Here is a 19,951-nt window from a genome sequence, read left to right as displayed (position 1 = left end):
CGTATAGGGTCTGACGCCTGCCCGGTGCTGGAAGGTTAAGAGGAGGTGTGCAAGCACCGAATTGAAGCCCCAGTAAACGGCGGCCGTAACTATAACGGTCCTAAGGTAGCGAAATTCCTTGTCGGGTAAGTTCCGACCTGCACGAATGGCGTAACGACTTCCCCGCTGTCTCCAGCACAGACTCAGTGAAATTGAATTCCCCGTGAAGATGCGGGGTTCCTGCGGTCAGACGGAAAGACCCCGTGCACCTTTACTACAGCTTCACACTGGTATTCGTGATGACATGTGTAGGATAGGTGGTAGGCGTTGAACCCCGGGCGCCAGCTCGGGTGGAGCCATCCTTGAAATACCACCCTTGTCCTCATGGATATCTAACCGCGGTACTACAATATCCGGGACCGTGTGTGGCGGGTAGTTTGACTGGGGCGGTCGCCTCCCAAATGGTAACGGAGGCGCGCGAAGGTAGGCTCAGAGCGGTCGGAAATCGCTCGTTGAGTGCAATGGCATAAGCCTGCCTGACTGCGAGACTGACAAGTCGAGCAGAGACGAAAGTCGGTCATAGTGATCCGGTGGTCCCTCGTGGAAGGGCCATCGCTCAACGGATAAAAGGTACGCCGGGGATAACAGGCTGATGATGCCCAAGAGTCCATATCGACGGCATTGTTTGGCACCTCGATGTCGGCTCATCGCATCCTGGGGCTGGAGCAGGTCCCAAGGGTTTGGCTGTTCGCCAATTAAAGCGGTACGTGAGCTGGGTTCAGAACGTCGCGAGACAGTTCGGTCCCTATCTGCCGTGGGTGTAGGAAATTTGAGAGGATCTGTCCCTAGTACGAGAGGACCGGGATGGACGTACCTCTGGTGGACCTGTTGTGGCGCCAGCCGCATTGCAGGGTAGCTATGTACGGAATGGATAACCGCTGAAGGCATCTAAGCGGGAAACCAACCTCAAAACAAGATATCCCTTGAGAGCCGTGGAAGACCACCACGTCGATAGGAGGCATGTGGAAGGGTGGTAACATCCGAAGCTGAGCCTTACTAATAGCTCGATCGATCTTGATCACTCCCATTAAGCTATAATCATAAAGCTTAAATCCAAAAACAAAGCTTCAACTAAACAAAACAGACCAGTTCATAATGTGACTTATTCCTGCCCGGTGGCTATGGCGGGGCGCCCCCACCCGATCCCATCCCGAACTCGGAAGTGAAACGCCCCTGCGCCAATGGTACTTCGTCTTAAGACGCGGGAGAGTAGGGCGCCGCCGGGCATGAATAAGACACACAAAAATCTCGACAAAATACACAGAACACAAAATCACACAAAAGCCCCCGATGCATAACGCTCGGGGGCTTTTCTGCGTTTGGAACCAGCGGCAAAAGCCTAAATATACCTCTCAGAACTGCCAATAATCCCTCAACCAAACAGAGCAACTGAAACTTCAATGAGTTGATCACACATGCCTGACACTCAGCGGTTGATATCGAAGAAGCAGCGTCATCCGTAATGAAATCGAGCTGTCTGCTAAGGCTGGAATAATTTTGCGTTCTTATGCGCGTTGGTTTGAAAGATTTACGTTCAGATGGCGTTGCTAGGTTGAAACCGGGGCTAAGCGGGGGTCTTTGGGAGTGTTGGCGGAGCTTATAGGTTACGAGGACAACTCAGAAGGTGGCGCCATAAGAAATGGTTCTCGGTGAGGACCGCTGCAACGAGATATCACCGCACCACGGAGATCTCTGGGAGATAGCCTTCTGTAGGTCCTCGGGGATATGGAGGGAATATCTCTTAATCGCAGTGAATGCAGCTGCTGATCACGCAAGCTTGGCTGAAGCTGGCTCAAACACCATAGCGGACCAACTTATCCCCCTTGCAATCCACGCACTCACGGCACTGCTTACTCAGAGTTATTCCCTTTGTCCAGGCAACCAGTGCGCGCTCGTCTGTGATGTACTCCTAGTAATCCTCTATCGTAATTGCGGAGGCCAGCTTTGGCATGGCGGCTCTCTAAATAAGTCCGCTTTGCTCCAGTTGGGACTTCAGTAGAACCCGGTCACGGTCAAGGTCCGGGGCGATGCCGTGGAGCAGGGTGGGGATGGCATTGTCGTAGGTGATCGACAGGTTATGGTCCCGGCCGATGGCACCCATATAGGTGCTCGTACCGCTGCTCTGAGTAACCCACCACTAGCATCAGTGGATCCGGTTGAGCCAACTCCGGAGTTGATAGGCGCTCACTGCAAGCTGGGTCCAGAGATAAGCCTTGAGAGAGGCAGAGGGTTCTGAAGGGCAAGTTCGATGTATTTGAACAGGCTGATGTTGTTGCGGGTGTAGGTGTGGTTCTTGTACCAGCCAATGTCGTTCATGATCTCTTCCTGTGGCCTGTCGGTAATCAGGGTGACTTGCTGTTTGAGTAGGCTGCCAGCTCGTGGAAATTGGTTTGCTGAATAGCTGATGCTTCAATATGTGCCAGATGCCAGATGCCAGATGCCAGATGCCAGATGCCAGATGCCAGATGTCAGATGCCTGTATCAAGCCTGAGCTATCGTTCTTCATCTCAATTGGCACCGTAAGTCAGATCATGTTCGCCGTGAGGAAAATACCTCCGGAAATGATGGTGACCAGCAGCAGCTTGTCTGTGAGGAGGAGGCGTGTGTGTCGGAAGGTCAGGTAGGCGGTGGGGGCCATGGTGGCTGGGAGGAGGAGGAGTTTGTAGTGGGTTTGGAGGAAGGTGGTGATTGGTTGCATGTAAGGGTGCAGGGCTTCGAGACCTTTGGTGCCCAGGGCGCCGTAGAGGCAGAATTGGCCTACGCCGAGGAGGACGCCACCTGTTGTTGCTGGCAGGAAGCGAGAGGCGGGGATGTTGCTGGCGCCGCTGAGAAAAGGTGTGATCCAGGCCAGTGGTCCAAGGATGCGGGCTGAAATGATGAACGGGACTGCGTGCTTTTGCAGGGCGGTGCGGGCCTTGTGCCACGCCCGGCGTCGCTTCAAGGGTTTGAGAAAGCGCAGAATGGCTCGAGTACCGTACACTCTGCCGAGGAGGTAGCTTGTGATGTCTGCTAGCAATGCGGCGACCATAACCACTATGATCGGCCAGGGATTGCCAGAGGCTGCATAGAGGGCTCCGGCTGCGAGGAAGGCGATTTCGCCAAAGACAAAGAAACTTGGGCCGATGAGAGCATCGCCGAAGGCAATGGCTGCCAACAGGGCATAGCTGAGGGGCCCGTTGAAGGTGGTAATGAGATCCTGCATGACTTAAGTGTTGCTGTAGTGGCCGAACTCGTAGGGGACTTCGTTTTTGTAAAGTTCGCCTTTGAAGAAGCGCAGCAGGTTGGCTTTGAGGTAGGTCCAGCCTGTTCGCAGAATACCATCCTGATTGAGGCGTCGTGGGTTGAACATGAAGCGGGGCTTGATGATTTGCCCTGAAAACCGGCCTGTCTTTTGGGCTTTGAGGACGTAGTTGCAATCTTCGCAGAGCTTCAGCTTTTCATCAAAGCCACCAATGGCTTCATGGGTTTGCGGCGTTGAGAACAGGCATGCGCCGACTGCGGTTGGGAAGAAACGTCGGCTAAGGGTTATGCCGAGGTTCATCAGTTCATAGCCGATCACCTGTTTGGCTGGCAGGCGATAGCTGGACATGAGGACGATGCCGATGTCGAGGCTGCGATACTCCAGCTCCCACATGGATTCAGCCAGAAAGTTTGGTGGCAGTCGGGTATCTGCATCCAGAAACAAGATGCGGCGGCCTTTGGCCTGCGCTGCACCGGTGTTGCGACCGAGGCTGACACCGCGCTTTTCCATCTGCACGATGCGGTAGTGCCCGAAGTTTTTTGCATGGCGCTGAGACAGTGGCACCGTGTTGTCTGTGCTGGCACTGTCCACATGGATGATCTCGAAGTTCTGCCATGTTTGCAGGTTCAGATCTGCCAGCAGACGCGGGAGGTGGTGTTCCTCATTCAAGGTGATGATGACAATTGAGAGATCGATCGTGGTCATGAGCGTGCCTTCCAAGCCTTTCTGAGCATTGGTTTGCGCGGTCAAACTGAAGAGCACCTGAACCTGATTTCGAAACTCTTTGCCTTTGAGAGTTACAAAGGAGGTCAGGTTCATTGGATGGAGGTTTGTGATGACTCTGTTTGACCATAGCAAGCAGGCACTGGAAGAGTGGCGGGGTGGGGTGATGACCCAGATGCGGGTTTCAGCGGTCAATGGGTCTCGTCAGCTTTGCATTTTTGACCAGTGGTGCGAGCCGGAAAGTGGGGCACCGCGGCATTTGCATGCGGTTGAAGAGCTGTTGGAGGTAATTGAGGGCACTGCGGAGATCACCTGCGGAAATGAAACCCATGTTGCCATAGCCAATCAGAGTGTTTTGATCCCTGCGGGGTGTTTGCATGGGTTTAAGAATATTGGTGAGGGCACGCTGCATGTGCGGGCGACTTTGGCGGCACCGATTTTTGAGGCCAGTTATGAGAACAGCTCGGAGGTTTCCCGGCGCTGGGTGCCGGATGGGAAATCGTGATCAGCTCAGCTCTCTGGAGGCAAGTTCAATAGATTTGGCCGCAATTCTGTTTTAGTCGTTATTTCTGCGTATCTTTATCTGAAAACCGGTTTCCACTTTTCGGAGATACGCTTTAGCTTTGAGATTTGAAGTGAGGGCAGGATGCTGGGAGGCTTTATCTGTCTGGCTCACACATAAAAGAATATCCGGAAAGCGGGGGAACAGGATGTTTGCCAAAGAACATATCAAGTATGAGCCGGTGGATCTGCCGGACCGTATGGACCTTTCTGATGAGCAGATGCTTGAGGCTGTGAAAGCCTTTTATGACAAGATGAAGCGACGCCATACGGTGCGGGATTTTTCTGATCGCCCTGTTGCCCGTGAAGTGATTGAGGAATGCATCCGCACAGCCGGGACTGCACCTTCTGGTGCAAACCATCAGCCATGGCATTTCGTGGCGATTTCTCAATCAGACTTCAAGAAGCGCATACGTGATGCGGCTGAGGAAGAAGAGCGTCGGTTTTATGACGGCGGAGCTGGTGATGAATGGATCAAGGCGCTGGAGCCGATTGGCACCAATGACCATAAACCTCATCTGGAGGAGGCGCCGTGGCTGATCGTGGTGTTTGCGCAGCGCTGGGGTGAGTTTGAAGATGGTACGCGCTACAAGAATTACTACGTGCCTGAAAGCACCGGTATTGCCTGTGGTTTTCTGCTGACCGCGCTGCACCATGCCGGATTGGTTTCGCTGACCCATACGCCGAACCCGATGAAGTTTCTGAATGGCATGCTGGATCGTCCGGACTCTGAAAAGCCGATCATGATTATTGCGGTGGGACACCCGGCGGAGGATGCAAAGGTGCCTTCCGTTGCTAAGCTGAAAAAGCCGCTCTCTGAAATCCTGACTGTGGCGGATTAGAGCGTATTCTTATCCGAAAACCGGAGCCACTTTTCGGGAATGCGCTTTAGAGCTTCAGGTTCTTCAGCCGCAGGGAGTTCATGACTACGCAGAAGGATGAGAGGCTCATGGCCAGTGCTGCGATCATGGGTGAGAGCAGGGCTCCGGTGAAGGGGTAGAGAATGCCTGCTGCGATGGGAACTCCTGCGGAGTTGTAGACAAACGCCAGAAAGAGGTTCTGGCGGATGTTACGCAGTGAGCCGATGGCGAGCTTGCGGGCGCGGACGATGCCGGTGAGGTCGCCATTGAGCAGGGTGATGCCTGCGCTTTCAACGGCGACGTCGGCCCCGGTTCCCATGGCCAGACCCACATCCGCAGAGGCCAGAGCCGGGGCGTCGTTGACGCCATCACCTGCCATGGCCACCATGGCGCCGGAGGTGTGGAGCTGATCGATCAGGGTCTTCTTGTCTTCCGGCAGGGCTTCAGCTTTGAACTCATCAATGCCCACAGTGGCAGCCACGGTTTTGGCTGTGAGGGCGTTGTCTCCCGTTGCCATGATGACTTTGATGCCTGCCTCATGCAGCTGCTTGATGGCTTTGCTTGCGTTTTCCTTGATCGGATCAGAGATGGCGATGAGGCCGATGACTTTTTCTTTGTTTGAGATGAAGATGCTGGTGTTGCCGGTCTCGCTGAGAGATTGATGCTTTTGCTTCATCTCCTCGGAGATCTTGTCGGTCAGGCCGAAGATGGCCGGGTTGCCGATGGCGTAGACGTTATCGTCTACCTTGGCGCTGACGCCTTTGCCGGTGTGGGCCTCAAAGTCTTCTGAGTTGGAGAGCGCCATACCTCTGTAATTGGCGGCGTTGACGATGGCTTCTGCTAGCGGGTGCTCGGAGCCTTTTTCAATGGAGGCGGCCACGTGGAGCAGCTGGTCTTCGGTGTACTCTTCGGAGAACGCATGGATTGAGGTGACGGTCGGTTTGCCTTCCGTGATGGTGCCGGTCTTGTCGACGATGAGGGTGTCGACTTTGGACATGAGCTCTAGTGCTGTGGCGTCTTTGATGAGCACGCCGACCTGTGCACCTCTGCCGCTGGCGGTCATGATGGACATGGGGGTGGCGAGGCCCAGTGCGCACGGGCAGGCGATGATGAGCACGGAGACGGCGACTATGATGGCATAGGAAAGGGACGGTGCCGGGCCGACGATGAGCCAGATGAAGAAAGACAGGATCGAGATGCCGACGACTGTTGGGACGAAGTACGCGGAAACCTTGTCTGCCATGCCCTGAATGGGCGCGCGGGAGCGTTGTGCGGAGGAGACCATGGCGACGATCTTGGAGAGCATGGTGTCGGCGCCGACGTTGATGGCCTCGATGATGAGTGTGCCGTTTTTGTTGAGCGTGCCGCCGGTGACGGTGTCGTCGACGTTCTTCTCAAGAGCGATGGGTTCGCCGGTGATCATGCTTTCGTCCACGTAGGACTGGCCGTCGATGACGCGGGAGTCGACGGGGATGGCCTCGCCGGGGCGGACGCGGAGCTTGTCGCCGGTCATGATGTTTTCAAGCGGGGCGTCGTACTCGGTGCCATCGTCCAGCACGCGGCGGGCGGTTTTGGGGGCGAGGTCCAGGAGGGCGCGGATGGCGTCGCCGGTGCGTTCGCGGGCGCGCAGTTCCAGCACCTGCCCCATGAAGATCAGCGCGACGATGACAGCGGCGGCTTCATAGTAGACGGGAGGATGGCCGGTGGCGGCACGGATGCCAGGGGGAAACAGGCCAGGCAGGAACGTGGCGACGAGAGAATAGAGATAGGCAGCTCCGACACCGAGGGTGATCAGGGTCCACATGTTGAGGTTCCATGTGGTGATGGATTTGATGCCGCGCTTGAATAAGGGAACGCCTGCCCACAGGACAACGGGTGAGGCCAGGATGAACTCGACGTAGATGGCGGTGGGTTCGCCGATCCACTCGCGGAAGGGGAGGCCAATGAACGGGCCCATGGTGATGGCGAGGAGTGGGATTGCGAGAACTGCGCTGAGCCAGAAACGGCGGGTGAAGTCAACAAGTTCGTGGCTGGGTTCGTCATTGGTGGTGACAGTCATGGGCTCCAGTGCCATGCCGCAGATCGGGCATTCGCCGGGGCCTTTCTGGATGATCTGCGGGTGCATGGGGCAGGTGTAGTCGATGTCCTGCGCGTTGGCGTCCTGCTGCTTCCTGCTGTTGCCGCTTGCGTAGAAGTAGGGATCGCCCTCGAAGGTGTGGGAGCATTTTTCGGAGCAGAAGTGGTAGGACTTTCCAGCGAAGTCAGCGGCAAGGGTTTCAGAGGTGACGGTGACCTGCATACCGCAGACCGGGTCTTGTTCTGTGGTACCGGAGGTGGGTGTGTTTGATGCCTCGTCCATCGGTCAACAGGCTCCCTGATCCAACAAGCTCGCGTTTCACCAGCGCAGATCATAAGCCTTTGCCCTGCCTGAAAGGATTAATGCCTAAGGGGAACTGACAGTATCCCTAGACAGGGCTTAACGGGAACGGAGGTATTTGGTTCAAACTGCCGGAAGTACCTGTCAGGCAGCGATTGTGAGGCGCTCTGTGAGGGCTTCCGGGAAGGCCAGTTCATGCCGTGCACGCCATTCTGAGGTGACGTAGTTGATGATCAGGCTCTTGCGCGGAGCGCTGATCTCGCGCTTTTCAAAGCCGTGCCAGGAGTCGTCTGACGGGATGAAGAACATGGCCCGGTTGGGGGACCATGGTGTGTTGGAGTGGAAGGTCTCTTTATCGGAGTACAAAGAGGTGCCCCACTCTTCACCGTGGGCCTCTGAGAGGTAGATCATCAGGGTGAACTTCTTGGCACCGATATCGGTGTGTGGTTCCAGCCAGAAACCTTCCTGATCGCACGTATACTCGATGCGCAGATAGGTACCTGTGAGATCCACTCCGCATTTCTCATAGAACAGCTCGATCATTTGCGGCGCCTGAAAGGCGGAGGCGAACTCCTGCTCAGCTTCAAACTTCATGAAGCTGTCGCCGTGCAGATACTGGCGCAGCTTGTTGTTAGTCGCCCGTTGGCCTTCGCTGTAGTCCATCTCACGTATGCAGGTGGGCAAGCTCTGAAAGTCCGTCAGAATGGGCTGGGGCAGCAGGTTGTCTGCGGTCCAGTGCAAAAACGGGGCTTTGTGAGGTGTTGCTTGGCGAAGTGCATGAAAGATGGATGCGCTGATGAGGCTTGCGGAGTTTGGGCGATTCATAAAGTCCTCCTCCTGCGCTGCCGTGCTTATGTTGCATGGGCGTTACTGCAGGTGGTTGTTGGCTTGGAACAGGCGGGAGGTACTTAATGCCAGCTTAGGGGCTGAACAATGTCAGCTTGCAATCGTCGAAAATGCCTAATGAAATACGGTAGTTCGTTTTAATGCGAATTTGAGCGCAATTGGTTGGAACAGGCCGCTATCAGCCGTTTTGGGACTGAACCATCTTCAGGTGTGGTTCCATGATCTTGGCGAATTTGCGGATGATTTTTTCGACGTAGGCTGGGTCGCTGTGGAACTCTTGCTGGAAGATCATGCCGCGGATGAAGGAGCGCCAGATGAGGAGGGTGAGGGTCATGTCCTCTTCCGCTGCTTTGTCCAGGCCTGGAGGTAGGAAGAACTGGTTGAGCTGGTCGTTCCAGTCTTCCAGCTTTGGCGAGATGCGCTGCGAGAGTGCTTTATCGGTGCGCGTTGCCATGATGATTTCAGAGAACGCCCGGCCCTCCGGTGTGTTGATGATGTTGCGCCAGTAAGTCACGAGGGCATCTGCCAGTGTGCCCCCCTCAGCTTGCGTGATCTGTGCGAACGGGAAGGAGCTTGGGCTTTCCTGCTGGTAGTGGCGCAGAATTCTTGAAAGCAGAAAATCCACCGTGCCTATGACCAGATCTTCCTTGGAGGGGAAGTGGTGCATCAGCGCGCCGCGGCTGACATCAACGCCTTCCAGCACCCGGTTGATGGAAGTTTCTGCATAGCCAAGCCGGTCGAGGCAATCGATGGTCGACTTAATGAGGGCCTTGCGTGTGTTTTCACCGCGCTGCTTCTTCATGTCCAACTTGCTTACCATGATCAACCTTAGCCTTAAGACGGGGTTTTTGCTGAAATACTTGACGTATTGGGAAGGAGTATATACCGTACGTTTGGTATGTAAAAGAGGTTTCCGTCAAAATGACCATGAAAAACACGGAAAATCAAAGCTCTAGTAAACGTAAGCAGCCCATTCGCATTGGGGGGGCTTGCGGGTTTTGGGGTGACTCCAACGCGTCTACGGGGCAATTGTTGCGCGCTGGCGGGCTCGATTACATCGTCTATGACTATCTGGCAGAGATCACTCTTTCCATCATGGCAAGAGCGCGTCAGAAGTCCCCTGATCTTGGATACGCGACGGATTTTGCCGAGCAGGTGCTTGGGCTCAATCTGAAAACAATCGCTGCTTCCAAGACGAAGATTTTAAGCAATGCAGGCGGCGTGAATCCAGAGAGTTGTGCTGCCAAGATCCGTGAGTTGATTGCTGCACAGAAGCTGGATCTGAAGGTTGCTGTTGTGACCGGTGATGACCTGCTGGCGGAAGCTTCTGCCTTTAAAGAGGCTGGTGTCACTGAGATGTTCTCCGGTGAAGCCTTTCCTAAAGCGGAGAAGGTTGCTTCCATCAACGCCTATCTCGGTGCGCAGCCAGTTGTTGCTGCTTTGGAGGCGGGTGCAGATATTGTGATTACGGGTCGATGTGCTGACAGTGCGTTGACGCTTGCGGCTTGTGCTCATGCCTTTGGCTGGGACTGGACGGATTATGATCGCCTCTCTGCAGGTAGCCTTGTTGGGCATTTGCTGGAGTGCGGAACGCAAGTGACTGGCGGCAACTTTACAGACTGGCGGGATGTGCCGGATGTGAAGAAAATCGGTTATCCGGTTGCGACTGTCTATGAAGATGGCAGCTGCGACCTGAGCAAGCCTGAAGGCAGCGGCGGCCTTGTGAGTGTTGGCACAGTTGCAGAGCAGCTGGTTTATGAGATCGGTAATCCGCAAGCTTACCTGCTGCCAGATGTGACCTGCGATTTCTCCAAGGTAACGATTGAGGCGAAGACCTCTGAGAGTGTGCATGTATCTGGTGCGAAAGGGCGTGCTGCGCCTGAGAGCCTGAAGGTTTCTGCGACCTGGGCGGATGGGTTCCGCATTGGATTGATGGTGCCTTATGTAGGCTTTGATGCAGGTGAGAAAGCGAAGGTTTTTGCTGACCTTGCCCTTGGCCGCGCTGAGACAGTTATGAAGAAACTTGGTGCGCCCGGCTATCAGGAAGTTTCCGTTGAGATCGTGGGGGCAGGATCTCAGATAGGGGAAGCGCCTGTCAGCCGGGGCACTTACGAAGAAGTTGTCTTGAAGATTGCCGCACGGCATGTGGACCAGCGGGCTGCTGGTTTGTTGCTGCGGGAGCTGACCGGCCTTGGCCTTTCTGTTGCGCCGGGCATGACGACCTTTAATGGCGGAAGGCCTAAGCCTTCTCCTGTAGTACGGTTGTTCTCTTTCCTTGTTGAGCAGTCTGCCGTGTCTCCCAAAGTTTCGCTGGAAGGTGAGGCAGTGGCGTTTGAGCAGGTTGTTGCAGCAGAGGCTGTCGCTCCAGTTGAAGCAACTGAGGTTCCGGGTGCGCCTGCTGTTGACGACGCGTTGGCAGAGGTGCCGCTTATCAAGCTTGCCTATGCCCGCAGTGGTGACAAAGGTGACAAGGCAAACATTGGCGTTATCGCGCGAAAAGCAGAGTGGCTGCCTTGGATTGCAGCGGCTTTGAGTGAAGATGCGGTTGCCAAGGCCTTTGCGCATTTCAATCCGGGGAAGGTTTCCCGTTTCTATCTGCCGGGCTGTCATGCGCTCAACTTCCTGATTGATGATGTGCTGGGCGGTGGTGGCATTGCCAGCTTGCGGCTGGACCCGCAGGCGAAGGCCTATAGCCAGATCCTGCTGAGGCACAGTGTTTCCGTTCCGCACTCCATCGCGCAGGAGGTGATGTGATGACTGATGCACCAACAACGGATGCTGTGCTGGTTGCGCAGCAAGATGGCTGGATGACCATCACGCTGAACCAGCCGGAAAAGCGTAACCCGCTGACCGGCGAAGTGATTGCTGAAATTTCCAAGGTTCTGCGGGATGTGCAGGATGACCGCAGCGTGCGTGGCATTACGTTCACCGGTGCTGGTGGTGTGTTCTGTGCAGGCGGTGATCTCAAGTCCTTCCAGCAGATTATGGCTGGTGGCGATGAGGCTGAAGCTATTGCGCAGAAGATCAGTCTGGAAGCTGCCGAGTTTTTTGGAATGATCGCCCATCAGCCACAAGTGACCATTGCTTTGGTGGAGGGCGCAGCCATGGCTGGTGGCCTGGGCATGGCGTGTGCCTGTGATTTTGTGGTGGCCACGCAAGATGCCAAGTTTGCTTTTACTGAGACGCGGATTGGCTTGCCGCCGGCTCAGATTGCTCAGTACGTGACCAAGCGACTGGGCTACCAGAAAGCCAAGAAAATGCTCGTGTTGGGGAGCAAACTGACCGGTGATGAGGCCTTTGACGTCGGTCTGGTTGATCAGGCTGTTGCCAGTCAGGCAGAGCTTGAAGCAGAAGAGGCTGAGATAAAACAGCAGGTTCTGGCCTGTGCGCCGGGTGCTGTTGCTGCCACGAAGAAGGTGGTTGAAGAGACGCGTTTCCTTGAACAGGAGGAATTGCGCCAAAGTGCAGCTGCCTATTTTGCGAGAGCAATTGTTGGGGACGAGGGACAGGAAGGTGTGAAGTCGTTTTTGCAGAAACGCAAACCGTCCTGGGCTCCATAACTGGCCCCTCAAATTTAGGGGTATGCGTTTACCCGATAACAGATGTTCGAATGCGGTGAAGGAAGAAGAAATGCAGGGTATGCTCATATGCGTATGAGCTGATTATAATGCCGAAGTCTATCGCGCAAAAAAGATAGTGCTGGAAGCAGCGGGGAGGCTGAACCAGCACATCAGAGGAGGGAACATGGGTACACAGTACGCACTGCCAATTGAAATGCTGCAAAAATGGGCCACAGAGAAACCAAACTCGGTTTATCTGCGACAGCCTGTGAACCGGCAGTTCATCGAGTTCACCTGGAAGGAGTGTTACGACACGGTCCGGCGAATGGCTGCTGCGCTCCAATCAATGGGTTTCCAACCGGGGGACCGGATTGGCATTCTCTCCAAAAACTGCGCTGAATGGTTTCTTGCTGACTTTGCAATTCAGGCTGCTGGTTACATCTCCACGCCGATCTACTACACCGCCTCTGGAGATACGATCAGCTACATCATTGACCATGCGGACATCAAAGCGGTGTTCATGGGCAAGCTGGATGACTTTGCGCCGAGTGAGCAGAGTATCCGCGACGGTGTGGTGAAGATTGCACTTCCTTATAAAACGATAGATTGCGAGTACAGCTGGACGGAGCTGCTTAAACAGAATGAGCCTTTACCAGAAGACCAGCTTGCCAAGCCGGATCTGGATGAGCTGTTTTCCATTGTTTACACCTCTGGTTCCACCGGGAATCCGAAAGGGGTGGAAGTCTCCTGGCGCAACATTGCTTATGGGGCGTGGTCTCCAACCCAGTCTCTTGAACTGGGCCGTGAAGAGCGTCTGATTTCCTATCTGCCGCTGGCCCATATCACCGAGCGCGCACTCATCGAGCATGTGAGCCTTTATGCCGGTGTGGTGGTGAGCTTTGTGGAGTCGCTGGATACCTTTGCAGAAGATTTGCGGGCTGCTGAAGTGACCATGTTTATTTCTGTGCCGCGGCTCTGGATGAAGTTCCAGTCTGGAATTCTTGCCAAGGTGCCACAGAAGAAGCTGGACCGGCTTTTGAGCATTCCGATCCTGAGCTGGTACGTGAAGCGGAAGATCCGTGCGCAGCTTGGTTTGACCAATGCGAAGCTGATCGGCAGTGGATCTGCGCCGATCTCCAAGGCCGTGCTGGAGTGGTATCAGAAGCTGGGCATCAATATCACTGAAGGGTGGGGCATGACTGAGACGGCTGGTCTTGCGTCCTCGCACTTCCCGTTCCGTGCGGACAAGGTTGGTACCATCGGTACGCCGCTTGCCGGGCTGGAGATTAAGATCACCGATGAGGGGGAGCTGCTTATTCGTGGGGATTCAGTCACCAAGGGTTACTACAAAGACCCTGAGATGACTGCAGAGACCATTGAAGAAGGTGGCTGGTTCCATACGGGAGACAAAGTGGAGCAGGATGCCGACGGGTTCTTGCGCATTACAGGCCGAGTGAAGGAGATCTTCAAGTCCTCCAAAGGCAAGTACATCGCACCGGTGCCGATTGAGGCGATGCTGTTTGACAATACCTATGTGGAGCAGGCCTGCGTGATGGGGTCTGAGCTGGCTCAGCCTGTAGCCGTGGTGTTCCTCTCCTCCGAGATCACTCATGGTCTGTCGCGTGAAGAGGTTCGTAGCAGTCTGGAAGAGACCTATCACAGCATCAATCGATCCGTTGAAAGCCATTTGAAGCTGAGTTCGATCATTGTCGCCAACGACATGTGGACCATCGAGAATGGCTATCTGACCCCAACCATGAAGATCAAGCGGACGCGTCTGGAAGATCGCTATCAGGACGTGGTGCACTCCATGCCGGATCGGCCTGTGGTCTGGGAAGATGAATGTGGAGCCGAGGCAACTGCTCCGGCCTGAAAGGATGATGATGGTTTGGGGTGACGTGGTCACCCCGGCCGGGATATTCTGAGGTGAGAACCTCTGTTTGACTAAGCCGCGCTTGTGGCAGGGAGACTTTTGGAATGAGCAATGAACCGTCCCGTTACGCATCAGTCCTGCGAGATGGGTTGTTTGATGGGCAGACTATGATTGTGACTGGGGGAGGCAGTGGCATTGGTCGCTGCATCGCCCACGAACTCGCAGCGCTGGGTGCCCATACCGTTCTCCTTGGCCGCAAGCAGGCAAAGCTTGATGCGGTGGCTGATGAAATCCGTGAGGATGGGAGCGAGGTTTCAACTCACTCGCTGGACATTCGCAATGAAGAGGCTGTTGGTGAAACTGTTGCCAAGATTGTTGCGGAGCGTGGTGTGATCCATGGTCTGGTGAACAACGCGGGTGGGCAGTATCCAAGCCCTGCGGCCTCAATCAAGAAGAAGGGCTTTGACGCGGTTGTTGAGACCAATGTGACCGGCGGGTTTCTGATGGCGCGTGAGGTTTACAATCAGAGCATGCGCAAGAGCAAAGGCGGTGCCATCGTCAATATTGTTGCGGATATGTGGCGTGGCATGCCGGGTATGGCGCACTCTGGGGTGGCGCGGGCCGGGATGCAGAACCTGACCATGACACTGGCCGTTGAATGGGCTGAAGCTGGTGTGCGGGTGAATGCGGTGGCGCCGGGCTGGATCGCGTCTTCCGGCTTTGACACCTATGATGAGAACTTCATCAAGCACATGTTTGCCCGTATGTCGGAGAACAATCTGGCGCGCCGTCTTGGGACGGAAGCTGAGGTGGCATCTCTGGTGAACTTCCTGTTGTCTCCGGGTGCTGCGTTCATTACCGGTCAGTGCATTGGCGTTGATGGTGGTGCGCCGCTCTGGACTAATCTGATGCCGGTTGGCGATAATGCAAACATGAAGGAATACCAGGGCTTCCATCGCTATGAGAAGCCGAAGGCCCTTCAAGCTTGGGAGAAAGACAAATGCCCAAGTTAACCTCGGCTGTCGATAGCAGTAGTGCCGCGTTTGCCCAGAACAAGGCCTTCATGGAAGCTCTGATTGAGGAGTTTCGTGGGTATGAGGCTAAGGTTCGCGAGAACTCAGAGAGCAAGCGTGGGAAGTTCGAGAAACGTGGGCAGTTGTTGCCGCGGGATCGGGTGAGCTTGCTGCTGGATCGTGGTTCGCCACTCATGGAAATCTCCACGCTGGCTGGCCTGAAGATGCATGATGATGATGGCAAGAAGAACGCCGCAGGTGGTGGCTCGATTGCTGGCATCGGCTATGTGGCAGGCAAGCGCTGTCTTATTGTGGCGACGGATTCTGCGATCAAGGGCGGTTCGATCTCTCCGATGGGGTTGAAGAAGACGCTTCGCCTGCAGGAGATTGCCAAAAAGCAGAAGCTGCCGATTGTTGCGCTAACAGAAAGTGCTGGTGCGAACCTCATGTACCAGTCTGAGTTGTTTGTTGAAGGCGGACGGGCGTTTGCCAATCAGGCGCGTATGTCTGCGGCAGGCATTCCGCAGGTAACGGTGGTGCATGGGTCGTCGACCGCTGGTGGTGCCTATATGCCGGGGCTTTCGGATTACACGGTTGTGGTGCGTGGCAAGACGAAGATCTTTCTGGCAGGTCCTCCGCTGCTGAAAGCGGCAACGGGTGAGATTGCTTCAGATGAAGAGCTTGGTGGGGCGGAGCTGCACTACAACACAGCTGGCACGGCGGAATATATAGCTGAAGATGATGCGCACGGTGTTGAGACTGCGCGTGAGATTGTCGACCATCTGCCGTGGGATGCACCGTTAGAGGCAAAAGGTGGAAAGCAGCCGTTTTATGATGCTGAGGATCTGCTTGGCATCGTGCCGGAAGACACAAAGAAGCCGTACGATGTGCGAGAGATTATCGCACGCATCACGGATGGTTCCTACTTCCTCGATTTCAAGAAAGAGTTTGGCGGCTCCACCGTTTGTGGTCATGCTCGCATTGATGGGCAGGCTACTGGCATTCTTGGCAATAACGGCCCGATTGATCCGCAAGGCGCGGTGAAGGCAGCGCAGTTCATTCAGCTGTGCTGCCAGAGCAATACGCCGCTTCTCTTCCTGATGAACACCACTGGCTATCTGGTGGGCCGGGATGCGGAGACGGGCGGTATCGTCAAGCATGGGTCCAAAATGATTCAGGCGGTTGCCAATGCCACGGTTCCTAAAGTGACCATTGTTGTTGGTGGTGCCTGGGGTGCTGGCAACTACGGCATGTGTGGTCGTGGATTTGACCCGGACTTCATCTTCTCATGGCCCACTGCCAAGGTTGGTGTGATGGGGCCGGAGCAGGCGGCGACGGTGATGAAGATCATCACTGAAGAGAAGTTTGCGAAGATGGGACAAGAGGTCCCTGATGGCATGACCGATCAGATGGCACAGAAGATCATTGACCAGATGTCACCGGAGACCACGGCGCTTTATGCAACAGCACGGCTTTGGGATGACGGGATCATTGATCCAAGAGACACGCGCCGCGTTGTCTCAATGGCCCTATCTGTTTGTGCAGATGCCAAGAAACGTCAGCTTAATCCAACAGCATTCGGGGTCGCACGTGGCTAGGCAGGGCAGCGCATCACAGCTCCTGAAACACAGTTTTACATGAGGGTTTCACGATGGAATATACTGAAGAACATCGGAAAATGAAAAGTGCGGTGGTCAAGTTCGTCGAGGCCGAAATCAACCCGCATGTTCCCGAATGGGAAGAGGCTGGAATCTTCCCGGCCCATGAGCTTTTCAAGAAAATGGGTACCCTCGGTTTTCTTGGCGTCAACAAGCCGGAAGAGTACGGCGGAATGGGCCTTGATTACTCTTATCAGGCCATGACCATCGAAGCGCTGGGCGCATGTGCCTGCGGTGGTGTGCCAATGGCGATTGGCGTGCAGACCGACATGGCAACCCCGGCTCTCTCCCGGTTTGGTTCCGATGAGTTGCGCCGTGAGTTTCTGGCCCCGGCGATTGCTGGCGACATGGTGGCTTGTGTTGGTGTTTCCGAAGCGCATGCAGGTTCTGATGTGGCGAACATCAAGACCACAGCGCGCAAGGATGGTGATGACTATGTGATCACCGGTTCCAAGATGTGGATCACCAACTCCACGCAGGCGGACTATATGTGCATGCTGGCGAACACCAGTGATGGGCACAAACACCAGAATAAATCCCTGATCATCGTGCCGATGGACAGTGCAGGCATCACCAAGTCGGATCGCCTGAACAAGCTGGGTCAGCGATCCTCTGATACGGCGCAGATTTTCTTTGATGATGTGCGCGTGCCACAGCGCAATCTGATTGGAGATGAAGGTGCCGGGTTTATGTACCAGATGATGCAGTTTCAGGAGGAGCGCTTATGGTGCGCGCTGTCTCTGATTGACAGCATGGACCGCATCATTCAGCTGACGGAAGACTATTGCCGTGAGCGGGCTGCGTTCAACCAGAGCATTCTGGATTTTCAGGTGGTTCACTTCCGTCTGTCAGAGCTGCGGACTGAGGTTGAGCTGCTGCGTGCACTCTCTGAGAAGTGCGTTGAATCCATGGTGCGTGGTGAGAATGTGACCCGTCTTGCTTCCATGGCGAAGTTGAAGGCAGGCCGTTTGTCTCGCGAACTGGCGGACTCCTGTCTGCAATTCTGGGGTGGCATGGGGTACATGTGGGACAGCCCAGTGAGCCAGTTCCTACGGGATAGCCGCCTGACCTCCATTGGTGGCGGTGCGGATGAAGTGATGCTCTCCATCATCTCCAAGCTGGATGGCACTTTGCCTAACCCAAAGAAGAACCGTGCAATGCAGAAGGAAGCCGCTGAATAAGCTGCTTTCTCAGTCACTTTTTGAGGGCGTATCCTTTTCCGAAAACCGGTTTCCACTTTTCGGGGATACGCTCTATATCTTGGCACTGTGAAGGGAATTTTCGATGTTTGATAGCGTCCTGGTCGCCAATCGGGGGGAGATTGCTCGCCGGGTGTTCCGCACTGCGCGGCAAAAGGGCTATCGGAGTATTGCTGTTTATTCCGAGGCTGATGCAACCGCACCGCATGTCAAAGACGCTGATATTGCAGCGTGTATTGGCGGCGCGACACCAGCTGACTCCTACCTCAAGATTGAAGCTATTTTGGAAGCGGCCCGTAAAACCGGCGCACAGGCTGTGCATCCGGGCTACGGGTTCCTCGCGGAGAACGCGGAATTTGCGCGCGCTTGTGCGGAAGCTGGACTGGTGTTTATTGGTCCGCCAGCAGAAGCTATCGAGCTGATGGGCTCCAAGCGGCTTTCCAAACTGCGGATGATTGAGGCAGGGGTGCCGTGTGTGCCGGGATACTCTGGTGCGGATCAGTCGACAGACACATTGGCAGCAGAAGCTGCACGTATTGGCGTGCCGTTGATGATCAAGGCGTCTGCTGGTGGCGGTGGGCGTGGTTTGCGTCTTGTTGAGGACCTGAGTGGGCTTGAGGACAAGCTGGCTGCTGCTGCCTCTGAAGCTGAAAATGCTTTTGGCAATGGTGAGCTTATTCTTGAGAAGGCTGTCATCAATCCGCGTCACGTTGAGATACAGGTGTTTGCCGACAATCACGGGCATGTGGTGCATTTGGGTGAGCGTGACTGTTCTGTGCAGCGCCGTCACCAGAAGGTGGTTGAGGAAGCGCCGGGGCCGTCTGTGACGCCGGAGATCCGGGCTGCGATGGGGCAGGCTGCTGTGGATGCGGCGCGGGCCATTGGCTATCGCGGGGCAGGCACGGTTGAGTTTCTGCTGGCTGAAGATGGCAGTTTCTACTTCATGGAGATGAACACCCGCTTGCAGGTGGAGCATCCGGTGACGGAAGAGATTACCGGTCAGGATCTTGTGGCATGGCAGCTGGACGTGGCTGCAGGGAAACTTCTGCCGCTGGAGCAAGACGAGATTTCCTTCAGCGGTCATGCCATGGAGCTGCGCCTTTATGCTGAAGATGCGGATGCTGGTTTTCTGCCACAGACGGGAAGCGTGCTGGCGTGGAATGGCAATGAGCTTTCTTTGCGCGTTGATAGTGCTATTGAGCAGGGCAGCGAGATTTCATCCTATTATGATCCGATGATTGCCAAGCTGATTGCTCATGGCAGTGATCGTGATGAAGCGCGCCGCAAGTTGCTGCGTGGATTGGATGAGCTGGTGTTGCAGGGATTGGTGCACAATGGCTCTTTCCTGAAAAGCGTATTGCAAGATGAGGTGTTTGCAGCAGGTAGCGCGACAACTGCTTTCCTGAATGATCGCGAGCTTGGATCAGTTGCGGCTGATGCAACGCGTGAGCTGATGCGGGATCTTGCCGTGCATCTGTTTGCCCGCAGCAAAGGACAGAGCCGCTGGACCACCGCGACGCCGTTGCCTGTGAAGATCAAGCTGGATGGCGAAGAGGCTGCGGTTCGTGAGGATCTCACGGTTCTGAGCGGTGAAGACAGCGGTGCCATAGTTTTTGAAGCAGATGGTGTGCGCCGGACGGCCTTTGTGAGTGAGGCTCCTGAGGGTGGTCTCTGGGTCTCATTGGAAGGGCAGACGCAGTTCTATGAAGAGCAGAGCTTCAGCACCAAGAAGGATGACAGCTCGGCTGCTTCCAGCTCCATCATTGCGCCTATGCCGGGTGCGGTTGTGGCGTTGAAGACAGAGCAAGGTGCGCAGGTTTCCAAGGGAGATGTGTTGCTGGTTCTGGAAGCGATGAAGATGCAGCATGAGCTGACAGCACCGCGGGATGGTGTTGTTGCCGAGCTTGGAACGCAGGAAGGGGCGCAGGTGAACAGCCGTGATGTGCTGGTTCGTCTGGAAGAAGAGACTGCCTGATTGAGTTGAAGGTATCCGCTTTTGAG

Annotated in this window: 16 protein-coding genes and 2 rRNA genes (1 of these 18 only partly in view); 11 read left to right on the top strand and 7 right to left on the bottom strand. The window is 55.3% G+C overall.

Features of this window, described 5'->3' with window-relative positions; translation table 11 throughout:
* Positions 1 to 1,061 (top strand): 23S ribosomal RNA (locus PJE062_RS24795); it begins 1,664 nt to the left of the window's first position.
* 89 nt (positions 1,062 to 1,150) lie between these two features.
* Positions 1,151 to 1,265 (top strand): 5S ribosomal RNA (rrf, locus tag PJE062_RS24790).
* 734 nt (positions 1,266 to 1,999) lie between these two features.
* Here the strand turns inward: rrf and PJE062_RS26435 are convergent.
* From PJE062_RS26435 to PJE062_RS24775, 4 genes are all read right to left on the bottom strand, one after another.
* Positions 2,000 to 2,140, bottom strand: a complete 141-nt coding sequence (locus tag PJE062_RS26435) for a hypothetical protein (RefSeq protein WP_008546595.1) — start codon at positions 2,138 to 2,140, stop codon at positions 2,000 to 2,002.
* Between the two features lie 83 nt (positions 2,141 to 2,223).
* Positions 2,224 to 2,355, bottom strand: a complete 132-nt coding sequence (locus PJE062_RS26995; protein ID WP_008546611.1) for a hypothetical protein — start codon at positions 2,353 to 2,355, stop codon at positions 2,224 to 2,226.
* Between the two features lie 208 nt (positions 2,356 to 2,563).
* A complete protein-coding gene (locus PJE062_RS24780; protein WP_008552905.1) occupies positions 2,564 to 3,241 on the bottom strand; it encodes a DedA family protein in 678 nt (225 codons plus the stop codon).
* A gap of 3 nt (positions 3,242 to 3,244) precedes the next feature.
* Positions 3,245 to 3,985, bottom strand: a complete 741-nt coding sequence (locus PJE062_RS24775; RefSeq protein ID WP_037038200.1) for a glycosyltransferase — start codon at positions 3,983 to 3,985, stop codon at positions 3,245 to 3,247.
* A 130-nt stretch (positions 3,986 to 4,115) separates the two neighbouring features.
* Between PJE062_RS24775 and PJE062_RS24770 the strand changes: the two genes are divergently transcribed.
* Both PJE062_RS24770 and PJE062_RS24765 read left to right on the top strand, forming a co-directional pair.
* Entirely contained in the window at positions 4,116 to 4,508 is a 393-nt protein-coding gene (locus PJE062_RS24770) for a cupin domain-containing protein (RefSeq protein WP_008552838.1), read from the top strand.
* Between the two features lie 205 nt (positions 4,509 to 4,713).
* Positions 4,714 to 5,406, top strand: coding sequence for a nitroreductase family protein (locus PJE062_RS24765; RefSeq protein ID WP_008552836.1), 693 nt, complete (start codon positions 4,714 to 4,716; stop codon positions 5,404 to 5,406).
* Positions 5,407 to 5,452: 46 nt separating this feature from the next.
* Here PJE062_RS24765 and PJE062_RS24760 read toward each other — a convergent pair whose 3' ends face one another.
* The 3 genes from PJE062_RS24760 to PJE062_RS24750 all read right to left on the bottom strand — a co-directional run bounded on the left by PJE062_RS24760 (position 5,453) and on the right by PJE062_RS24750 (position 9,449).
* On the bottom strand, positions 5,453 to 7,783 hold the full coding sequence (locus tag PJE062_RS24760) for a heavy metal translocating P-type ATPase (RefSeq protein ID WP_008552889.1): 2,331 nt from the start codon (positions 7,781 to 7,783) through the stop codon (positions 5,453 to 5,455).
* Between the two features lie 162 nt (positions 7,784 to 7,945).
* Positions 7,946 to 8,626, bottom strand: coding sequence for a 2OG-Fe(II) oxygenase (locus PJE062_RS24755; protein ID WP_008552853.1), 681 nt, complete (start codon positions 8,624 to 8,626; stop codon positions 7,946 to 7,948).
* 199 nt (positions 8,627 to 8,825) lie between these two features.
* Entirely contained in the window at positions 8,826 to 9,449 is a 624-nt protein-coding gene (locus PJE062_RS24750) for a TetR/AcrR family transcriptional regulator (protein ID WP_208982481.1), read from the bottom strand.
* A gap of 119 nt (positions 9,450 to 9,568) precedes the next feature.
* Between PJE062_RS24750 and PJE062_RS24745 the strand changes: the two genes are divergently transcribed.
* The 7 genes from PJE062_RS24745 to PJE062_RS24715 all read left to right on the top strand — a co-directional run bounded on the left by PJE062_RS24745 (position 9,569) and on the right by PJE062_RS24715 (position 19,925).
* Positions 9,569 to 11,401, top strand: coding sequence for an acyclic terpene utilization AtuA family protein (locus PJE062_RS24745; protein ID WP_050773982.1), 1,833 nt, complete (start codon positions 9,569 to 9,571; stop codon positions 11,399 to 11,401).
* The gene (locus tag PJE062_RS24740; RefSeq protein ID WP_008552920.1) at positions 11,401 to 12,207 is read left to right on the top strand and encodes an enoyl-CoA hydratase/isomerase family protein; all 807 of its coding nucleotides are present in this window, start codon (positions 11,401 to 11,403) and stop codon (positions 12,205 to 12,207) included. The genes PJE062_RS24745 and PJE062_RS24740 overlap by 1 nt, the downstream gene beginning before the upstream one ends.
* Before the next feature lie 184 nt (positions 12,208 to 12,391).
* The gene (locus PJE062_RS24735) at positions 12,392 to 14,080 is read left to right on the top strand and encodes an AMP-binding protein (protein WP_008552897.1); all 1,689 of its coding nucleotides are present in this window, start codon (positions 12,392 to 12,394) and stop codon (positions 14,078 to 14,080) included.
* Positions 14,081 to 14,184: 104 nt separating this feature from the next.
* Positions 14,185 to 15,093 carry an SDR family oxidoreductase gene (locus PJE062_RS24730; protein ID WP_008552856.1) on the top strand — a complete coding sequence of 303 codons (909 nt, stop codon included), beginning with the start codon at positions 14,185 to 14,187 and terminating at the stop codon, positions 15,091 to 15,093.
* Positions 15,081 to 16,691, top strand: a complete 1,611-nt coding sequence (locus tag PJE062_RS24725; protein WP_008552891.1) for an acyl-CoA carboxylase subunit beta — start codon at positions 15,081 to 15,083, stop codon at positions 16,689 to 16,691. The genes PJE062_RS24730 and PJE062_RS24725 overlap by 13 nt, the downstream gene beginning before the upstream one ends.
* A gap of 53 nt (positions 16,692 to 16,744) precedes the next feature.
* On the top strand, positions 16,745 to 17,932 hold the full coding sequence (locus PJE062_RS24720) for an acyl-CoA dehydrogenase family protein (RefSeq protein WP_008552917.1): 1,188 nt from the start codon (positions 16,745 to 16,747) through the stop codon (positions 17,930 to 17,932).
* 103 nt (positions 17,933 to 18,035) lie between these two features.
* Positions 18,036 to 19,925, top strand: a complete 1,890-nt coding sequence (locus PJE062_RS24715; RefSeq protein ID WP_008552820.1) for a biotin carboxylase N-terminal domain-containing protein — start codon at positions 18,036 to 18,038, stop codon at positions 19,923 to 19,925.
* The last annotated feature ends 26 nt before the right edge of the window (positions 19,926 to 19,951 follow it).

Origin of the sequence: Pseudovibrio sp. JE062, from assembly GCF_000156235.1 — a bacterium.
In the GTDB taxonomy this organism is placed as follows: Bacteria; Pseudomonadota; Alphaproteobacteria; order Rhizobiales; family Stappiaceae; genus Pseudovibrio.
The sequence above is the reverse complement of the archived record's forward strand: the minus strand, read 5'-3'. Positions and strand labels throughout refer to the sequence as shown.

What these genes read in the sequence shown, in the direction of transcription:
- PJE062_RS26435 (WP_008546595.1), bottom strand. Translation starts at nt 2,140, where the DNA reads ATGGGTGCCATCGGCCGGGACCATAACCTGTCGATCACCTACGACAAT.
- PJE062_RS26995 (WP_008546611.1), bottom strand. Translation starts at nt 2,355, where the DNA reads ATGAACGACATTGGCTGGTACAAGAACCACACCTACACCCGCAACAAC.
- PJE062_RS24780 (WP_008552905.1), bottom strand. Translation starts at nt 3,241, where the DNA reads ATGCAGGATCTCATTACCACCTTCAACGGGCCCCTCAGCTATGCCCTG.
- PJE062_RS24775 (WP_037038200.1), bottom strand. Translation starts at nt 3,985, where the DNA reads ATGACCACGATCGATCTCTCAATTGTCATCATCACCTTGAATGAGGAA.
- PJE062_RS24770 (WP_008552838.1), top strand. Translation starts at nt 4,116, where the DNA reads ATGACTCTGTTTGACCATAGCAAGCAGGCACTGGAAGAGTGGCGGGGT.
- PJE062_RS24765 (WP_008552836.1), top strand. Translation starts at nt 4,714, where the DNA reads ATGTTTGCCAAAGAACATATCAAGTATGAGCCGGTGGATCTGCCGGAC.
- PJE062_RS24760 (WP_008552889.1), bottom strand. Translation starts at nt 7,783, where the DNA reads ATGGACGAGGCATCAAACACACCCACCTCCGGTACCACAGAACAAGAC.
- PJE062_RS24755 (WP_008552853.1), bottom strand. Translation starts at nt 8,626, where the DNA reads ATGAATCGCCCAAACTCCGCAAGCCTCATCAGCGCATCCATCTTTCAT.
- PJE062_RS24750 (WP_208982481.1), bottom strand. Translation starts at nt 9,449, where the DNA reads ATGAAGAAGCAGCGCGGTGAAAACACACGCAAGGCCCTCATTAAGTCG.
- PJE062_RS24745 (WP_050773982.1), top strand. Translation starts at nt 9,569, where the DNA reads ATGACCATGAAAAACACGGAAAATCAAAGCTCTAGTAAACGTAAGCAG.
- PJE062_RS24740 (WP_008552920.1), top strand. Translation starts at nt 11,401, where the DNA reads ATGACTGATGCACCAACAACGGATGCTGTGCTGGTTGCGCAGCAAGAT.
- PJE062_RS24735 (WP_008552897.1), top strand. Translation starts at nt 12,392, where the DNA reads ATGGGTACACAGTACGCACTGCCAATTGAAATGCTGCAAAAATGGGCC.
- PJE062_RS24730 (WP_008552856.1), top strand. Translation starts at nt 14,185, where the DNA reads ATGAGCAATGAACCGTCCCGTTACGCATCAGTCCTGCGAGATGGGTTG.
- PJE062_RS24725 (WP_008552891.1), top strand. Translation starts at nt 15,081, where the DNA reads ATGCCCAAGTTAACCTCGGCTGTCGATAGCAGTAGTGCCGCGTTTGCC.
- PJE062_RS24720 (WP_008552917.1), top strand. Translation starts at nt 16,745, where the DNA reads ATGGAATATACTGAAGAACATCGGAAAATGAAAAGTGCGGTGGTCAAG.
- PJE062_RS24715 (WP_008552820.1), top strand. Translation starts at nt 18,036, where the DNA reads ATGTTTGATAGCGTCCTGGTCGCCAATCGGGGGGAGATTGCTCGCCGG.